Source organism: Candidatus Harpocratesius sp. (assembly GCF_054039255.1).
This window is the reverse complement of record NZ_JBPLBG010000048.1, coordinates 1-15,051: the sequence shown is the minus strand read 5'-3', so window position 1 is coordinate 15,051 and position 15,051 is coordinate 1. Positions and strand designations below refer to the sequence as shown.

13 protein-coding genes are annotated in these 15,051 nt (G+C 31.8%); 8 read left to right on the top strand and 5 right to left on the bottom strand.

The genetic code is table 11. The features are described from left to right. Positions 1 to 1,346, top strand: a 1,346-nt coding sequence (locus tag ACXLDF_RS11530) for a hypothetical protein (RefSeq protein ID WP_457558682.1), incomplete at its 5' end; no start/stop codon positions are given. 253 nt (positions 1,347 to 1,599) lie between these two features. On the opposite strand, the gene ACXLDF_RS11525 is transcribed toward ACXLDF_RS11530, so the two are convergent. Beyond that, entirely contained in the window at positions 1,600 to 1,875 is a 276-nt protein-coding gene (locus ACXLDF_RS11525; RefSeq protein ID WP_457558681.1) for a hypothetical protein, read from the bottom strand. 95 nt (positions 1,876 to 1,970) lie between these two features. After that, positions 1,971 to 2,921: an MBL fold metallo-hydrolase gene (locus ACXLDF_RS11520; protein ID WP_457558680.1), complete on the bottom strand. Its 951-nt coding sequence runs from the start codon at positions 2,919 to 2,921 to the stop codon at positions 1,971 to 1,973. 109 nt (positions 2,922 to 3,030) lie between these two features. On the opposite strand from ACXLDF_RS11520, the gene ACXLDF_RS11515 reads away from it, so the two are divergent. The 4 genes from ACXLDF_RS11515 (at position 3,031) to ACXLDF_RS11500 (ending at position 9,123) form a co-directional block, all read left to right on the top strand. After that, positions 3,031 to 3,330, top strand: a complete 300-nt coding sequence (locus tag ACXLDF_RS11515) for a MoaD/ThiS family protein (RefSeq protein WP_457558679.1) — start codon at positions 3,031 to 3,033, stop codon at positions 3,328 to 3,330. 240 nt (positions 3,331 to 3,570) lie between these two features. After that, a complete protein-coding gene (locus ACXLDF_RS11510) occupies positions 3,571 to 4,011 on the top strand; it encodes a hypothetical protein (protein ID WP_457558678.1) in 441 nt (146 codons plus the stop codon). A 144-nt stretch (positions 4,012 to 4,155) separates the two neighbouring features. Then, a complete protein-coding gene (locus ACXLDF_RS11505) occupies positions 4,156 to 8,457 on the top strand; it encodes a DUF4011 domain-containing protein (protein ID WP_457558677.1) in 4,302 nt (1,433 codons plus the stop codon). A 33-nt stretch (positions 8,458 to 8,490) separates the two neighbouring features. Then, complete coding sequence (locus ACXLDF_RS11500; protein ID WP_457558676.1) at positions 8,491 to 9,123, top strand: hypothetical protein; 633 nt, start codon at positions 8,491 to 8,493, stop codon at positions 9,121 to 9,123. A 30-nt stretch (positions 9,124 to 9,153) separates the two neighbouring features. On the opposite strand, the gene ACXLDF_RS11495 is transcribed toward ACXLDF_RS11500, so the two are convergent. Both ACXLDF_RS11495 and metG read right to left on the bottom strand, forming a co-directional pair. After that, positions 9,154 to 10,149, bottom strand: coding sequence for a hypothetical protein (locus tag ACXLDF_RS11495; protein ID WP_457558675.1), 996 nt, complete (start codon positions 10,147 to 10,149; stop codon positions 9,154 to 9,156). A gap of 126 nt (positions 10,150 to 10,275) precedes the next feature. Continuing rightward, positions 10,276 to 10,719 (bottom strand): methionine--tRNA ligase subunit beta, encoded by a 444-nt coding sequence (metG, locus tag ACXLDF_RS11490; RefSeq protein WP_457558683.1) that lies wholly within the window; start codon positions 10,717 to 10,719, stop codon positions 10,276 to 10,278. Between the two features lie 37 nt (positions 10,720 to 10,756). Here metG and ACXLDF_RS11485 point away from each other — a divergent pair, with 37 nt between their 5' ends. Together ACXLDF_RS11485 and ACXLDF_RS11480 are read left to right on the top strand one after the other, a co-directional pair. Then, on the top strand, positions 10,757 to 11,662 hold the full coding sequence (locus ACXLDF_RS11485) for a 2-oxo acid dehydrogenase subunit E2 (RefSeq protein ID WP_457558674.1): 906 nt from the start codon (positions 10,757 to 10,759) through the stop codon (positions 11,660 to 11,662). 115 nt (positions 11,663 to 11,777) lie between these two features. Beyond that, positions 11,778 to 13,508: an AMP-binding protein gene (locus ACXLDF_RS11480; RefSeq protein ID WP_457558673.1), complete on the top strand. Its 1,731-nt coding sequence runs from the start codon at positions 11,778 to 11,780 to the stop codon at positions 13,506 to 13,508. A gap of 34 nt (positions 13,509 to 13,542) precedes the next feature. Here ACXLDF_RS11480 and ACXLDF_RS11475 read toward each other — a convergent pair whose 3' ends face one another. After that, positions 13,543 to 14,439 carry an NAD(P)-dependent oxidoreductase gene (locus ACXLDF_RS11475; protein WP_457558672.1) on the bottom strand — a complete coding sequence of 299 codons (897 nt, stop codon included), beginning with the start codon at positions 14,437 to 14,439 and terminating at the stop codon, positions 13,543 to 13,545. A gap of 307 nt (positions 14,440 to 14,746) precedes the next feature. Here ACXLDF_RS11475 and ACXLDF_RS11470 point away from each other — a divergent pair, with 307 nt between their 5' ends. Continuing rightward, entirely contained in the window at positions 14,747 to 14,914 is a 168-nt protein-coding gene (locus tag ACXLDF_RS11470; protein WP_457558671.1) for a hypothetical protein, read from the top strand. The last annotated feature ends 137 nt before the right edge of the window (positions 14,915 to 15,051 follow it).

Genomic DNA, 15,051 nt, shown 5'->3' with positions numbered 1-15,051 from the left:
CGAGAAAAGCGAGTGGATGGGTGAGAATAATAATAATGGTCGATACGAGCAAAAAACCTAAAATAAAGTATATTATAAGAAAGAATGGTGAATATATAGCAAGAGTAGGCGAAGGAGATTTTAAATTTGAGTTTTTGGAAAATATCGATAAAATCACAGAATTTGGAATTTGGGATTGTCATTTTGTCGAGCCGTTTATTGATTTTTCATCATTTAAAAAATGTAGTGTTATAGGAATAAGCAGGTCAGATCTCCAGGAAATTATAAAATTACCCGCTAATATCGAAGAAATATATATATCTGGCTGCAAACAATTAAAAAAGATTGATTTAGATACTGAAAACTATAAAAATTTGAAGAAAATAGGCTTTACCAATTTTGTATTAGAAGATTGGGAATTTGAATATGATCATCGAATATCAACTGTACTTAGATTCGAGCGGACGAATATAAACACCAAATTAATAAAAAGCATGGATAAATTTGCCACCGTCTCTTTTAGGGAATGCCATTTTATCGATGATTGCATTGATTTTTCACCGCTTTTAAATTGCAAAGAATTTTACATTAAAAATTGTGATCTATGTGCTGTCTCTGGATGGCCTCCAAAAGTCGAAAAATTAGATCTATATTATTGTAAAAATCTCAGAAATATTCCTCTGGAGGCTGATCAATACAAATATTTAAAGAAAATCACTTTTTTTGCAATTTTTCTAGATAATTGGAATATCGATTTTTCAAAATCATACTACTTGGAAGAAATTTTCGTTTACGAAGGATTAGCTCCAGAAGATACTGATTACGATAATTGGAGTCGAGAACGCCTTAAGAACCCACTCCCTCTTGCACCACCTTCTGATAATCTGCCTCGAATTAAGGAAATTCCTAAAAATTGGGGGTTGTGTGTTTCTTTGAGAAAATTAATCTTAAGCCATCTACGGGAAATCAAAACTATACCAGTTGAAATTAGTTTTATTCCATGGTTAAGAATTGAACTTGGCAATTGCCCGTATATACCTGCTTTTTCTTATTTACCTGTTCAATTTTGGAACATTGTTAATGAAGCAAGTGATGAGAATTTTGACAGTGTATATTTTAAATTTAAAGAGCACCAGTCACGACTTCTTAAGTTTCCTGAATTACTTGATGAGAGGGGTAGATTTTGCGATGAAACATATGGGCTGGATAATCCTAGATGGACTCGAGAAAAGACAGAATTTTTGAGATACATGAAATTGGTGGCCGAACAAGTCGATGATCCCGAGTTAAAAGAGTTTCTTTTGCATAGGGTCAATTATTACTGGCCTTCAGTTCGGTTAAATGATTCATTTAAAATATTGTTATAATTTCTTGACTTTCTAAGTTGTTAAAAATTTTTAATTTTTATGTATCTATCTATAATGACAAAATTTGACATTATTTATCATTAATCTAGTGCTTTCTTGATGAGATTCTATTCAATCAATTCAATTTGAAAGGTTCAATTATATCCGAAATAAATAATAAATCTCAATATCATTAAGTTAGACATAAATCGACAAAAAAATAACGCAATTTCTTTCAGGATAAAAGAGATCTTTCAAATAATATTAATATTCTTCACTCACACATTCCATAATTTTGAATATAAACTATATAAAATAGAGAGTATTTATTTATTCCGCCTATACGAAGGTAAAAATCAACAGGACGTTCAGATGGACATTTAACCCAGTTAAATTTCCAAATTCCATTTAGTGAATAATAATACGGGGATTTATTGATTGATTGAGCAAGTCCCTCATCACGATTTCTGACAGGAACAATAAAACTATGTCCCACGTTTTTATTTCGCCCAAAAATACCAGCATTTTCCCAATCAAGAGCGCTTTTCATACTTTCTCACAATTATCATGTATTATTTCCTTTTAAAAGTATATTTTAAATTTGCTACTACCTTTTATTTTTATTCCAATTAATGTACATTTCAATTATTCATTGCTAAGTGGATATCTAAGTGGATAATAATCCAGGGAAAAACAACGCCATTGTTTGAAATGTATAGGTAATCTTCCATGTTTGAGAAAATTATCATACCATTTTTGAGGAACAGGAAGATCACGATATAATTCATTTCGAAGTGCTTCCAATGGGGCACGTTGATATCCCATATAATCAGCTGCAGTCATAATATGAGAATTAGATATTTCACTTACTTTATTCAATCGATCAACAAAATCAATTCCATATTGTGAACGAATAACATGGTGATCTATAATAATTTCTGGAATGAAATCTGCCAATTTGAGCGTATTTTTCCATGCAATTTCTTCAAATTTTTCCCTTTTTTTTTTTACTTGATATAAATATAATGGAGGACCAGCCACATAGAGAATTGTCGGCTGCCAATCAAGAATAATGTCGATTGTGTGTGAATCCAATAATTGAATGTCAGATCCGAATACAAATACATCATTATCATCCACAATTCGAACCATCATTACTGAATTGACAAATGATGAAGACTTTTGAGTATATCCATGGGGAACGGATTCTGAAAAATGTAAATTATTGAAGGATTTTCCCTCTGGGTTTATAAAATCGCGACCTAACATATTTTGCAGTTTTTTTCTTCTATAACAGCTTGTTTTGGACGTATTTTTAGGACTTTTTACCCATAATTTGGCAGATTTTAATGGCTTAATCACATTGGAAGCTGCTAATTGAACTAAATCTGCTTCGACCATAGGATGATGATCTCCGTGAAAATGCGTGATTACTACATCACTAGCATTTTGCACTTCACTGATTATCTTCGAACGCAAAATATAAGATATTTCAATTTGAAAAGGATGGGGGTGCAATTTTTTTCGACCATGATCTAATGCCAATCCTGGATCAATTAAAATTTTTTTAGATTTAGTTTCTACCATGCAAGCCATACTTCGCACTCCCAAAGATTCAGCAGCCAAACAATTGATATTGATATATTTATCCCCCTTTTTTTCTATAATACAAAATTTTTTTTGGATGTTAAATATATTGTACTCAATGTCAGATCAAACCACCCCAGAATTTACAGTCAAGTTATACGGCCCTTTTTATTCAATGACACGTAAAAAATCCGTTTCTTTTACATCTGACCACAATTTACCCACAGTAAAGGAAATGTTACAAAAAGTGGTTGAAATCTTTCCAAAATTGAAAGAATATATTTTTGAAGACGATCATCTGGCTGAATTTACCACTATTGTTATCAATGGAGAACTAATTTCAGAAAATGAATGGAACACTGTGCATATTCACCCTGAAGATCGAATTTCTCTATTCAAAGGGCAACATGGTGGATAAAACTATCTTTTATTTATTATTATTTTTCTTTCTTTAATTTCTACTTCATTTATTTATGCATCTTTTAATATTGTACTCCTAACTTCAACAATATTCATTATTATTCGTTTTACTACGATTTTTATTTATTATTAAATAAATTAGTGCGAATAAGTTTTCAGGCTTTTTTCTCTTGAATTTTTTATAATTATGATCAATGAAAAGGGAAATCTTTTAGAAATTTATCTTCTTGACTTATATATGGCAAATGACGCGGAAAAAGAATTAAAGAAATTAATTAAGGCGAAAACCAATAAAAAGTCAAAACAAGTATGCATTGTAGTAAAAATTAGAGATGCAGTTGATATTGTTGACTTGCAGATCAAAGAAGAAGCCGAAGGAATCTTTAAAGTACGCGTTCATTCCACTAATGAAAAATATCCTAAATGGTATACATACGGTTATTTTATTGATGTAAAAAATCTGCGTTTGAATTATAATGACATTAAAAACCGTAAACAGATACAAGATATTTTATCAAATCCTAATTTTGTTGTTCATAAACCTACTAAACAATTGTTAGATCGTTTTGAGAAGGATTTTGGTGGAGTAATCCCTGATGGGATGGGAAAATTATTCTGGCGTACAGAGCGATTTAAAAAGAAGAAGGATCCTTTCAAAGTAAAAATGAAAGCTATGTAAAAATCGTTTTAAAATCCAAATTTATTAATTTTTACTTCAAGATTACAGAAATATATTCTACTTTAAAAGAAATATTTTTTCTAAACGTGATTTTCTATTTTTGCGTAAATTTTAAGAAGGCTTATTTCATCTTTTAGATGGAGAATGATGGAGAACGAACCTTTTAGCCGCGCACGGGTAAAAATGCAGTTTTGGAAATCCAGTTTTTTAGATTTGTCATTTCGCAACAATCAGCTAAATTTTAACCCATATGCTAAAGATATAATTGAAGTAATTCATCAAGATAGTTCTGCGCTTTTTAAAATATTATTAATCATGCAACAAACATTTTCATTTCCATCAGTATACTCACCCCCTAAAAGAAAAACTAAGGCAAAAAAAAATTCAGAAATATCTCCTTCACCTAAAATGGAGATTTCCTGTATACCTTCTCAAATTCAAGGAAAATTAAGTGCAAAACATATCCGAGCATTAAATAAAAAAAGTAAAGATTTACGACTAACAGAATTGCTTACTTATGAAACAGATCCGAATTTGATAAAGAAAATTCAAAAGCTCCAAAATAAAACGGAAGAGATGCTAGAAGAAAGGGGAATAAACACATTATTTTTAACTTTAGGACTGTTACATTGGCAAAATTCGCAAGATAAGAAAAAATATATTTCACCTATAATGTTTATCCCGGTCAGCCTATCAGTAAATCCACCTGAATTGAATATTTTGGATGATGAAGTTATAATTAATCCTGCTCTCAAAGAAAAATTACGCGATTATCGAATTAAAATCCCAAATTTCCCAGAAGAATTCAATACACGAACATTTATCAATTATTTCGAAGAATTTGAGCAATTAATCCAAGATATGAAAGATTGGAAGATCGAGCACCGAAATTTTATTTCAACATTTGCATTTACAAAAGTAAATTTATTCGAAGATATCGATGATCATGCAGATTTATTGATTTCTCATCCAATTATTAAAGCTATTGCCGAAGAAAAGGGATATAAAGAATCTTCAGAAAACTTACCAGATTTATCCTTATTACACGACAGCTCGGATCCTAAGCACCAATTTACTCTATTAGATTGCGACTCCAGTCAAATGGAAGCTATACTTTATGCAAAATCAGGTTGTTCTTTGGTAATTCAAGGACCACCTGGCACTGGAAAGTCGCAATGTATTACGAATATTATTGGAGAATGTTTAGCTGAAGGAAAAAAGGTTCTTTTTGTCGCTCAAAAAAAAGCCGCTCTTGATGTAGTTAAAAAACGGCTTGATTCATGTGGAATTGGTGATTTCTGTCTGCAAGTGCATTCGCAAAATGCAAATAAAAAAGAACTTCTTCAATCGATACAAAATACACTAGATAAGAATTTTCCCAAGAAATCTCTTTCTGAAAACAAATTCCATGATTTAATCCAATCTCGACAACGATTAAATGAATATGTGGAATTAATTAATCAACCTTTTGGAAAAATGCAGAAATCTTTATATCAAATTGTTGGGAAAATGCTGAAATTCAAGAATATCCCAAAAATAGTTGCTCCTTTTCGTGATCCAAATCAGGTAAATTTTGAAGATTATACTTTTTTAAAAAATACATTTGGAGAATTGGATCAATTCCGCACAACTATGGAAAACTTTTCTAAAAATCCATGGTATTCTGCCAAAATAACACACCCATTGATATTATCAGGTGAATTGAAAGTTGTTTTAAAGAAAAGGCTTACTTCATTTCGAGACTCAAATTTGACACTACAAGAGAATATCCGACATTTCATTTTGAAATTTCCACCAAAATTTGAACAAAATCCTGATCTGATTACTGAATGGCAGCACAAAAGGGTGCAAATTAGATATTGGATTGAAGCAATGCATTTGTTATTCCCATTTTGGCTCGAAATGGAAGAAGGATATCAAGATCTTCGACAATATTTTGATATTGATAGTTTAGTCGATTATCAAAAAATGAATTTTGATTCATTTCGTCAAATTTATATTGCATACTGTTCAGATAAAGGAAATTCTCGTAAATTTATTTCTAAAATTGAAAAAAAACTAAGATTATATGCCGATTCTCTGCAGAAATTTCAAGATGTTTTAGCAGTATTCAATTTAAAATCATGTATCGCACCTATTCAAACACTTGAGGAATTGAACGAAGTTAAAACTTTTTTCGATCGATTTTTACCACGTGCATTATTGCTTCCAGTTGATATATTGATAACACGCTTTACAACAGATTATTTGTCTTGGGGAAAGCGCTTATCTGCAGTCTTCCGGGAAGATCGAAAGAAAATATTATTATGTCGAAGAAAAGGGCGCAAACATGCAAATCCGATGGGTTATCTTAATCAGATAAAAGTATTCCAAGATAAATTTGGAAAACCGTACGATCATAGTCTTTCGGAAATTTCTGATATGATTACTGAATTTCATATACTATATTCTGAATGGGAGGCACTTTATGAATTAGAACAAGAATTATTACCATTTTTCAGAGTTTCCTTTTTGCCATCAACTTATGAGCAATCTTTATGGGAGAAAAATCATATTTTTGCTCAACAATGGTTGGATAATCTTCCCTATCTGAATGATTGGTTTGAAGTTCAAGTACGAGCAATTCAGATTGCTGATCTTGGATTTTCAAGTTTATTTCGAGCATTATTAGATGAAGAATTTTACATTCCAGGTGATCATACTCCTATTAGTTATGAATTAATATTTCTTCACTCATTTTATGCTAAATGGCTTGAAATTTTGACTGATAGCTTGCCGCCTATCGCAAATTTTGAACGAAATATTCATGAAAAACATTTAAAAAAATTTCGTGAGAGAGATGTCGAAGTACTGCAATTAAATCAAAAGCGTCTGGAAAACTTACTCGCTGATGCTCGTCCACAATCTGAATTTGATCTTTCTCCTGAAATTTTGACTCAAATTGGTTATATTCGGAGAGAAGCAAAGAAGAAGCGTAATATTAAACCTTTAAGACATATATTTGGTGATGCTCAAGAGCTTATAACAAAAATTACACCATGTTTATTAATGAGCCCACTATCAATTGCCAACTATCTAGATTTAGAGAAATATTATCGTTTTTTTGATGTAGTAATTTTTGATGAAGCTTCTCAAGTAACACCAGAAGATGCCATAGGTGCTATAGCTAGAGGTAAAAGTTTAGTGGTTGTCGGTGATTCTGAACAACTTCCACCTACTCAATTCTTTACTAGTAAAAAAAGTGATGATGATCTGGATGATTCTCTTGATAGTGAGATTCAAACAATGGAAAGTCTTTTGGATGAATGTACTGGAATTGGATTTCGAGAAAAAATGCTTCGGTTTCACTATCGTTCCAAGAAGGAAGGATTAATTGCATTCAGTAATTTTAATTTTTATAATGGAAAATTGTACAGTTTTCCTGACATTAGCAATTACTCAAAACAATCATCAAAAAGAACACAAATTAAAAATAATTTATCCGCTTCCCTAAATTCAACTTCAGGAACCGAAAATTATGCAGAAATTCATAACCTCCCAGCAATTGAATTTCGTCACATTCCAAAAGGCGTGAAAGATAAAGGTAAGAACCCGATTGAAGCAAAAGCAGTCGCTAAAACAATCATTCAACATTATATTAATAATCAAATCTCTCAAACACAATATTCATTAGGTGTTGTGGCTTTTTCCATAGTTCAACAAGCAGAAATTCAATCTGCACTACAAAAGTTATTGAAAAATCAGCCAGATGTTGAAGAATATATGAATACATCTCAAATTGAACCCTTATTTATTAAGAATCTGGAAAATGTTCAAGGAGATGAACGAGATTTCATATTCTTCAGTATTGGATACACACGAGATGTAAAAGGGAACTTCAGTTTAAATTTCGGCCCATTAAATCGAACTGGAGGATATCGTCGGTTGAATGTCGCAATAACAAGGGCGCGTTATCATATCAAGCTTTTTGCATCTTTTCTTCCTTCAGAAATTCCAATTGGGCGAGTAAAGGCAAGAGGATTACGAGAATTAATTGCCTACATGCATTATGCTCGAAGTCAAACACTTCCTAAAATGATAACAACAAAAAATCAGAATACTAAAGATCTAATTGATGATGATTCATTAGAAGCAGATATTTTAGAATCTTTGAAAAGTGAGGGATTTCAAGTGGTTCCAAAGGTAGGAATTTCCAATATTAGAATAGATTTAGCCATTGTTCATCCAAATGATCCAAATCGTTTTATCTTAGGCATTGAATGTGATGGAGGTTCTTATGCTGAAGCAGTTAATGCTCGTGATCGGGATAGAATTCGCTATAACGTTCTTACTGGGTTAGGATGGGAGATTATACATGTTTGGACACCAGAGTGGATAAAGAATAAGCAAAAAATCATTCAAAGAATCAAGCGAAAAATCACTTCCATCGTGCATAAGGACCCGTAAAAATTTAAATGCTACCAAATGCAATCAATTTTTATGAATATTAAAGATTTTCTACCCATGGATCCAGAAATTGAGCAAATGCACTACGATAAGAAGACAGAAGATTCTCTTTCTAAATTACAATACTTAGAAGATGGGGTGCGTCGCTCAATAAAAGATTTAGCAAATTCACTTAAAAAATCTTCAGAAGAATTGGAAAATCTTCTTCAGATTAAGCAAGAAAGTGAAAGAAATTATATCCAACTGATAAATCGCCATAGCGATTTGGTTTTGAATAGTGATCTTACTCAAATAAAACAGAAAAACAAACAAATCCAATTGCGATTAAGTATTCATCAAAATATAATAAATATTCTTTTAGATTTATCAAATAATTATAAAGAATATTCAAAAAGCCTTAAAGAATTAGAAAAAATAACTGAAAAATTGAATAAAACACAATCATCTTGGAGAGATGCAGCAGCCGAACTGGCAAAACTACGAGGTTCACAAATGGCATCAGGGGGTAAATTAAACAAGGTTGAAAAAAAAATCGAATCAAAAAAAGCTGATGTTATTAAAATTCGTACAGAGATAAAGCACCGTCAATCATTTGTTGAAACGAATTTAAAGCACATTAATGAAACTTTACTCAAATTAAAAAATGCGATCAAGAATTTCGTATAAATCGTACCTTTGACTCTACTTTTTATCATTTTATTTTAAGATTTGCCTACGATAAAATTCAACCATATTCTTGAATAACTCACGATGATGGCTTAGACCAAATGGAGGAATAAGATCATCTTGGATAATTCCTCCAATAATCGCTTTGGTAACATTAAATATTGAGATTTCTTGTGCGTCATCTCCTGGTCGAAAGATTTTCTTTAAGTCCTTTTCATCTACTTTATGATCTCCTAAATTTAGATAAAGAGCGTAAGCATCAGTCATATATACTCTTTTAGTCCCATCAAGGTTTCTTTCTTGCTCTGTTGTAGGGATGGTTGTAATATAATAGATTTTTGCAGAAAGAGAGCGTAAATCAGGAGAAATATGTTCAAACCCATTCACTATAACCGGAATTTGATCAACTGAATAGTTTTCGCGAAGTTCTTCGAGATTTCCTTCATATTCTATCTTTAGATGGCTTTCTTCTTGAACTTCTTTTAACATAGTATATATCCCTGAATCAAGAACTGAAGAAGTGTTTCTTATTCCACCAATAATTGCTGGAGAACCTTTACCTGGTGGATTCTTCCTCACAATTCCAACAAAATAATGTTGAGCCTTTGCTTTGATGAAAATACCCAAATCGGCTGCCAATGTGGGTTTGTACCATGCGATATGACCAATAAAATTAAGATAAATGAATTTTTCTCCACTAATTTGAAATTCAGTGCATTTTATATAATCTCCATATCGTCCAGGATATAATTTTTCTGTTTTAATAAGTTCTAAATAATAAGATAACAGATAATCAACAATGTCGCTTTTTGAAGAATATGTAATATTCCATACTTTAGGATGAGAAGAGATTTCTGTAAATTTTATTTCTATAATAGGAGCAGAAGTGGGAAGAGAAGCATCAATAGGTTCTAATCCTTTCCCTTGGATTTGCCCATCTTTAATTAAAAGCCAATACTCTTTTATTATCATATCAAAGGGTAAATCCTTTTTATTTTCAATTGATTTCTTATGAATAAACTTCATTTTTTTTCCCCGTATTAGATAGATCTTCTCACACTATCTTTAGTATTTTATGGCAGTACGAATAAGTGCGAATAAGTTTTTTTTTTTACTATTGATTTTTACTTAGAAAGATCATTTTTAATATGCTTATTGAATAAGAGCACCAGGTTTTATCTTGTCATATAATTTTAAATCTGGTTTTAATAGAACGGCAGTACCATTCACATCTGCTGCGAGCAACATACCATTACTTTCTAACCCCATCATTTTTCGAGGTTTTAAATTTATACAAACAATAATCAATTTATTGATAAGATCTTCAGGTTGATACCATGCTGCAATTCCAGAAAGAATTTGCCGCGGGTTAGGCTCTCCCACATCTACTTGAAGTTTTAATAGATTTCGCGATTTTGGAACCATCTCAGCGCTTAAGATTTTACCTACGCGCAGATCTACTGCTTCAAACTGCTTGTAGTCAATGATTTCAAGAGTTTTGTAAGATTCTTCAGATGATTGTGATTTATCGACCATTTCTTTCTCATTAACAACAGCTTTTCTTAATTCATAAAATTTCTTACATTGGAAAAAAATATCAAAAATATTAAATCATGGAGCTCTTGCAAAAGTGATGCAACGACAAATCGAGAGTCAAGTAAGAAAGAAAAGATATATGAAAGAGCTTAATTGCTCTAAAGAGGTAAAAATTGATGATCCACGGGGCTATAAGATTCATAAAATATCTAAAATGGCTCGGTTAATTGATGAATTCACCACTTTGGCAAAACGAAAGAATATCATTTGGAGTTTTACTCAATGTGATGTAACTGAAGCACGACGGAAAATTAAAGAACATTATGAACAAACGGGGGAAAAAATTAGTTTTACTGCCTTCATTATAACAGTTTTTGCCAGAACGGTTGCAAATCACAAAAATCCTATGAACGCTATGCGGAAAGGAAAAAAGAATCTGTATATTTTTGATGATGTAGATGTAATGACCAATATTGAGCGAACATTACCAGATGGAACGAAAAAGCCGGTCTCTTACACCATTCGAAAGGCACAGACCAAAACTTTGAAAGAAATCAGCCAAGAATTACGCGAAGCCCAACAAGTAAAACATGTTCAAGCAGCAACTGGTCAAAAAAACCCTATTTTAAAAAAATTGGCAAAAAATGTTCATAAGTTTCCAAAATTTATCCGCCGTATTATATTAAATAAAATGTTTAGTGATCCTATCTTTAAAAAGAAATCCATGGGAACTGTAGGAGTTACAGCAGTCGGAATGTTTGGTTCAGGTATGGGAAAAATGGTTCACTTAACTCCACATACACTTAGCTTGGGAGTAGGAGGAATGGAAAGCTTGCCCTCGAACTATGAAGGAAAGATTGTTCTACGAGATCAAATCGGTTTAACCCTAGCAATGGATCATGCTATTATTGATGGTGCTCCTGCAGCGCGGTTTTTCCATGATCTCAGGCAGATGATTATGTTTTTCTGTCATGAAGCAGATTGGTGCTTTAATTCACTTTAATTAGAAATCATCCTTTTTTTTAAATGAAGGAATTACATTTCACTTTATTACAAATTATTCCTAAATCTCAAAAATTGAAAACTTTTAAATTTTCCACTCACATGATAATTAAAGAATGTCGAGCACAAAAATTAAACCTTGGTTAAAATATTACGGAAAAGTTCCTCATACTATTGAAATTCCTGAGATAACTCTATATGAAAAATTAGTAGAAACAGCCAAAAAATATCCAAACGAGATTGCTTGGGATTTTATGGGCACAAAATATACCTATCGAAAATTCTTAAACGAAATAGATCAATTTGCAGCAGGTTTAGCTAAAATTGGTTTTACAAAAGGGGATACAATAACTATAAGTATGCCTACAGCACCTAATGGAATAATACCAATTTATGCTGTTAATAAACTCGGTGGAATCTGTTCAATGATTCATCCGTTAAACCCGCCTTCAAAAATTAAAATGTTTCTTAATATGTCAAAAAGCCGTTTTGCTTTAACATTAGATGCGTTTTATTCATCATTTAATGAAATTCTAAATGAAACTTCTGTAGAAAAGCTAATTCTTGCCAAAATTGGAGATTATTTAAGTCCAATTATGCGATTCGGATTCTGGTTAACAAAAGGCCGAAAAATTAAGAAAATTCCTTCAGATCATCGTGTTCTCTGGTATAAACAGATCATGAAAAATCCTTCTCGTCAAACAATTAAATCTGAAATGGAGGCTGATGATCCTGCAATAATTCTATATTCGGGAGGAACAACTGGAATCCCTAAAGGAATTATGCTCTCTAATAAAAATATGATTGCAGAAGGAATGATGGCAGCATATTGGGGAAGTCTTTCTCCAGGAGATCGTATTTTGGCAATTCTTCCGATTTTTCATGGGTTTGGATTAGGTGTGTGCGTAAATGCAGCTTTTATGACTGGAGGTGCCAGTATTTTAGTTCCAACATTTACACCTGAAACTGTAGCAAAATTAGTTAAACAAAAACGCCCTCAATATTTAATTGGAGTTCCTACTCTCTTCGAGGCTTTGGCCAACAATCCTCAATTTCAACAAACAAACCTATCTTGCTTAAAAGTTTGCTTTTCAGGTGCGGATACATTACCTCGAAAAGTAAAAGAACATTTTGAAGGAGTTGTTAAAAATGCTGGTGGAAATGTTGTATTACTCGAAGGGTATGGTCTCACAGAAGCAGTAACTGCTATTATGGCATCACCTATTGAAGAATATAGGGAAAACAGTATAGGAATTCCATTTCCAAATATGGATGCTAAAATATGCAAATTAGATTCTATTCAAGAACAAGAAATTGGAAAAGAAGGAGAAATTGTAGTATCTGGTCCTGCAGTTATGCTAGGTTACATGGAACGCCCTGAAGAAACTGCTAAAGTATTAAAGAAACATGAAGATGGTAAAATCTGGTTACATACAGGTGATATTGGTTATCAAGATGAAGATGGATTTTTCTACTTTAAATTACGGCAGAAGCGAATGTTAAAGGTAAGTGGAGTAAATGTTTATCCTAAAAACGTTGAAGAGGTTATTCGAAAAAATCCCAATGTAGCTCAAGTTTGTGTGATTGGAGTTCCAGATAAAAAGCAAATCTCTCGAGTAAAAGCTTTTATAGTGTTAAAACCAAAAATTCAACCTTCAGATGATATAAAGAATTTAATTCTGGAAACTTGCCGAAAGGAACTGTTAAAATGGGAAACACCTAGAGAGATTGAATTCAGAAAAGAACTTCCTTTAACATTAGTAGGAAAAGTGGCATTTAAAGAATTGGAAGATGAAGAATTAGCAAAATTAAAAGAAAAAAAAGCCTATCCATTTGATGAAGAATAATCTCTCTGTATTTTATTTTTTTGATTTTTTTTCCTCATTTCAAAGGAATATTGTTCAAGGTTTCAAAGACTTGATATATTGCTTGAGTTCCCTTATTTTCAAGACCTAGATTCATTGCGACTAAATAGAATTGATGAGCAAGAGATAACCCAGGAAGAGCGAGATGCATTCTTTCTGCTTCTTTGAGAGCGATTGCCATATCTTTCACAAAATGCTTTATGAAAAAGCCAGAATCAAAACGTCCATCCACCATGCGTTTTCCTAAATTGCGAACAGACCATGAAGCAGCTGTACCTTTTCCCATTATTTCTATCGTTTTTTTTAAATCTAATCCTTGTTTATATGCAAATTGCAAAGCTTCAACCACTCCAATCATAGTATTGGCAATTAATATTTGGTTGCTAATTTTTGCAGATTGTCCTGAGCCAGTTTCACCCATATATGTGATTTCTTCAGCAAAAATTTTGAATAATGGATAAATTTCATCAAATATTTCTTCATCGCCTCCCACCATGATAGCTAATTGCTTATTTCGAGCAGCTAAATCAGGACCAGAAATTGGAGCATCCAATGCATACGCTCCTTTCTTTTGGGCAGCAGCATAAATTTTTCGAGCAAGAACGGGTTCAGAAGTCGTCATATCAATTAAAATCGTTCCTTCTCGTACTCCATTTAATAATCCATCTTGTTCATTTGTTCCAAAATAAACTTGCTGAACATCATCTGGAAATCCTAACATTGTGAAAATAATTGTACTCTTTTCTGCGACTTCTTGGGGGTTTATACATATTTTTCCCCCGATATCAACGAGATCATTACATTTTTCAATAGTACGATTAAATAAAGCAACTTCATGCCCCGCTTTAATAAGGTGCGAAGCAAGGGTCTTACCTGTAGCACCCAAACCAATCCATCCGATCTGTCTAGCCATAATTCATCACTATAATTCATTGACGAGAGAAAATTATTAATTTTATGGTTATTTTCCTCTTTAAGTATAGGAATTTTAAATGATTTATTTTATGATTGTTCTTTTCTTTGAGAAACAAAGATACTATTTAATAAGCAATTTATTCAAAATCAGTAGATTAACATAATACAATAACTTATTTTCATAATTCTTTTTAATAGTAAAACAATAAAAATTAAATATAGGAAATTTCTTGAAAAATAATAGCCTAAAAATTAATAATTGTAATCATACAATCAAAATTAATTTACAAAAAAGGATGGTTAATATGGAAAAAACATGTGAAAATTGCGCAAATTTTTTGTGTTGCCAAATAGAAAAAGACCCACGCGGATATTGTGAAGCAGACCCTGATGTACTGGGCTATTGCTCCTTATGGGATGGCGCCTTATATAAAATTGAACCTTGTGAAGGCTGGAAAGCAAAAATTGCTTAGTTTTTTTTTATATATCTTAAGTTTACAAGTTAATTAATTTTTTTAATCTTTATATTGCATTTCATTTGAAAATTACTCCGACATAATTTATTTTATTTGTAAAATCAAATTATCTCCTAAAATAGCCCTGTTTTTCA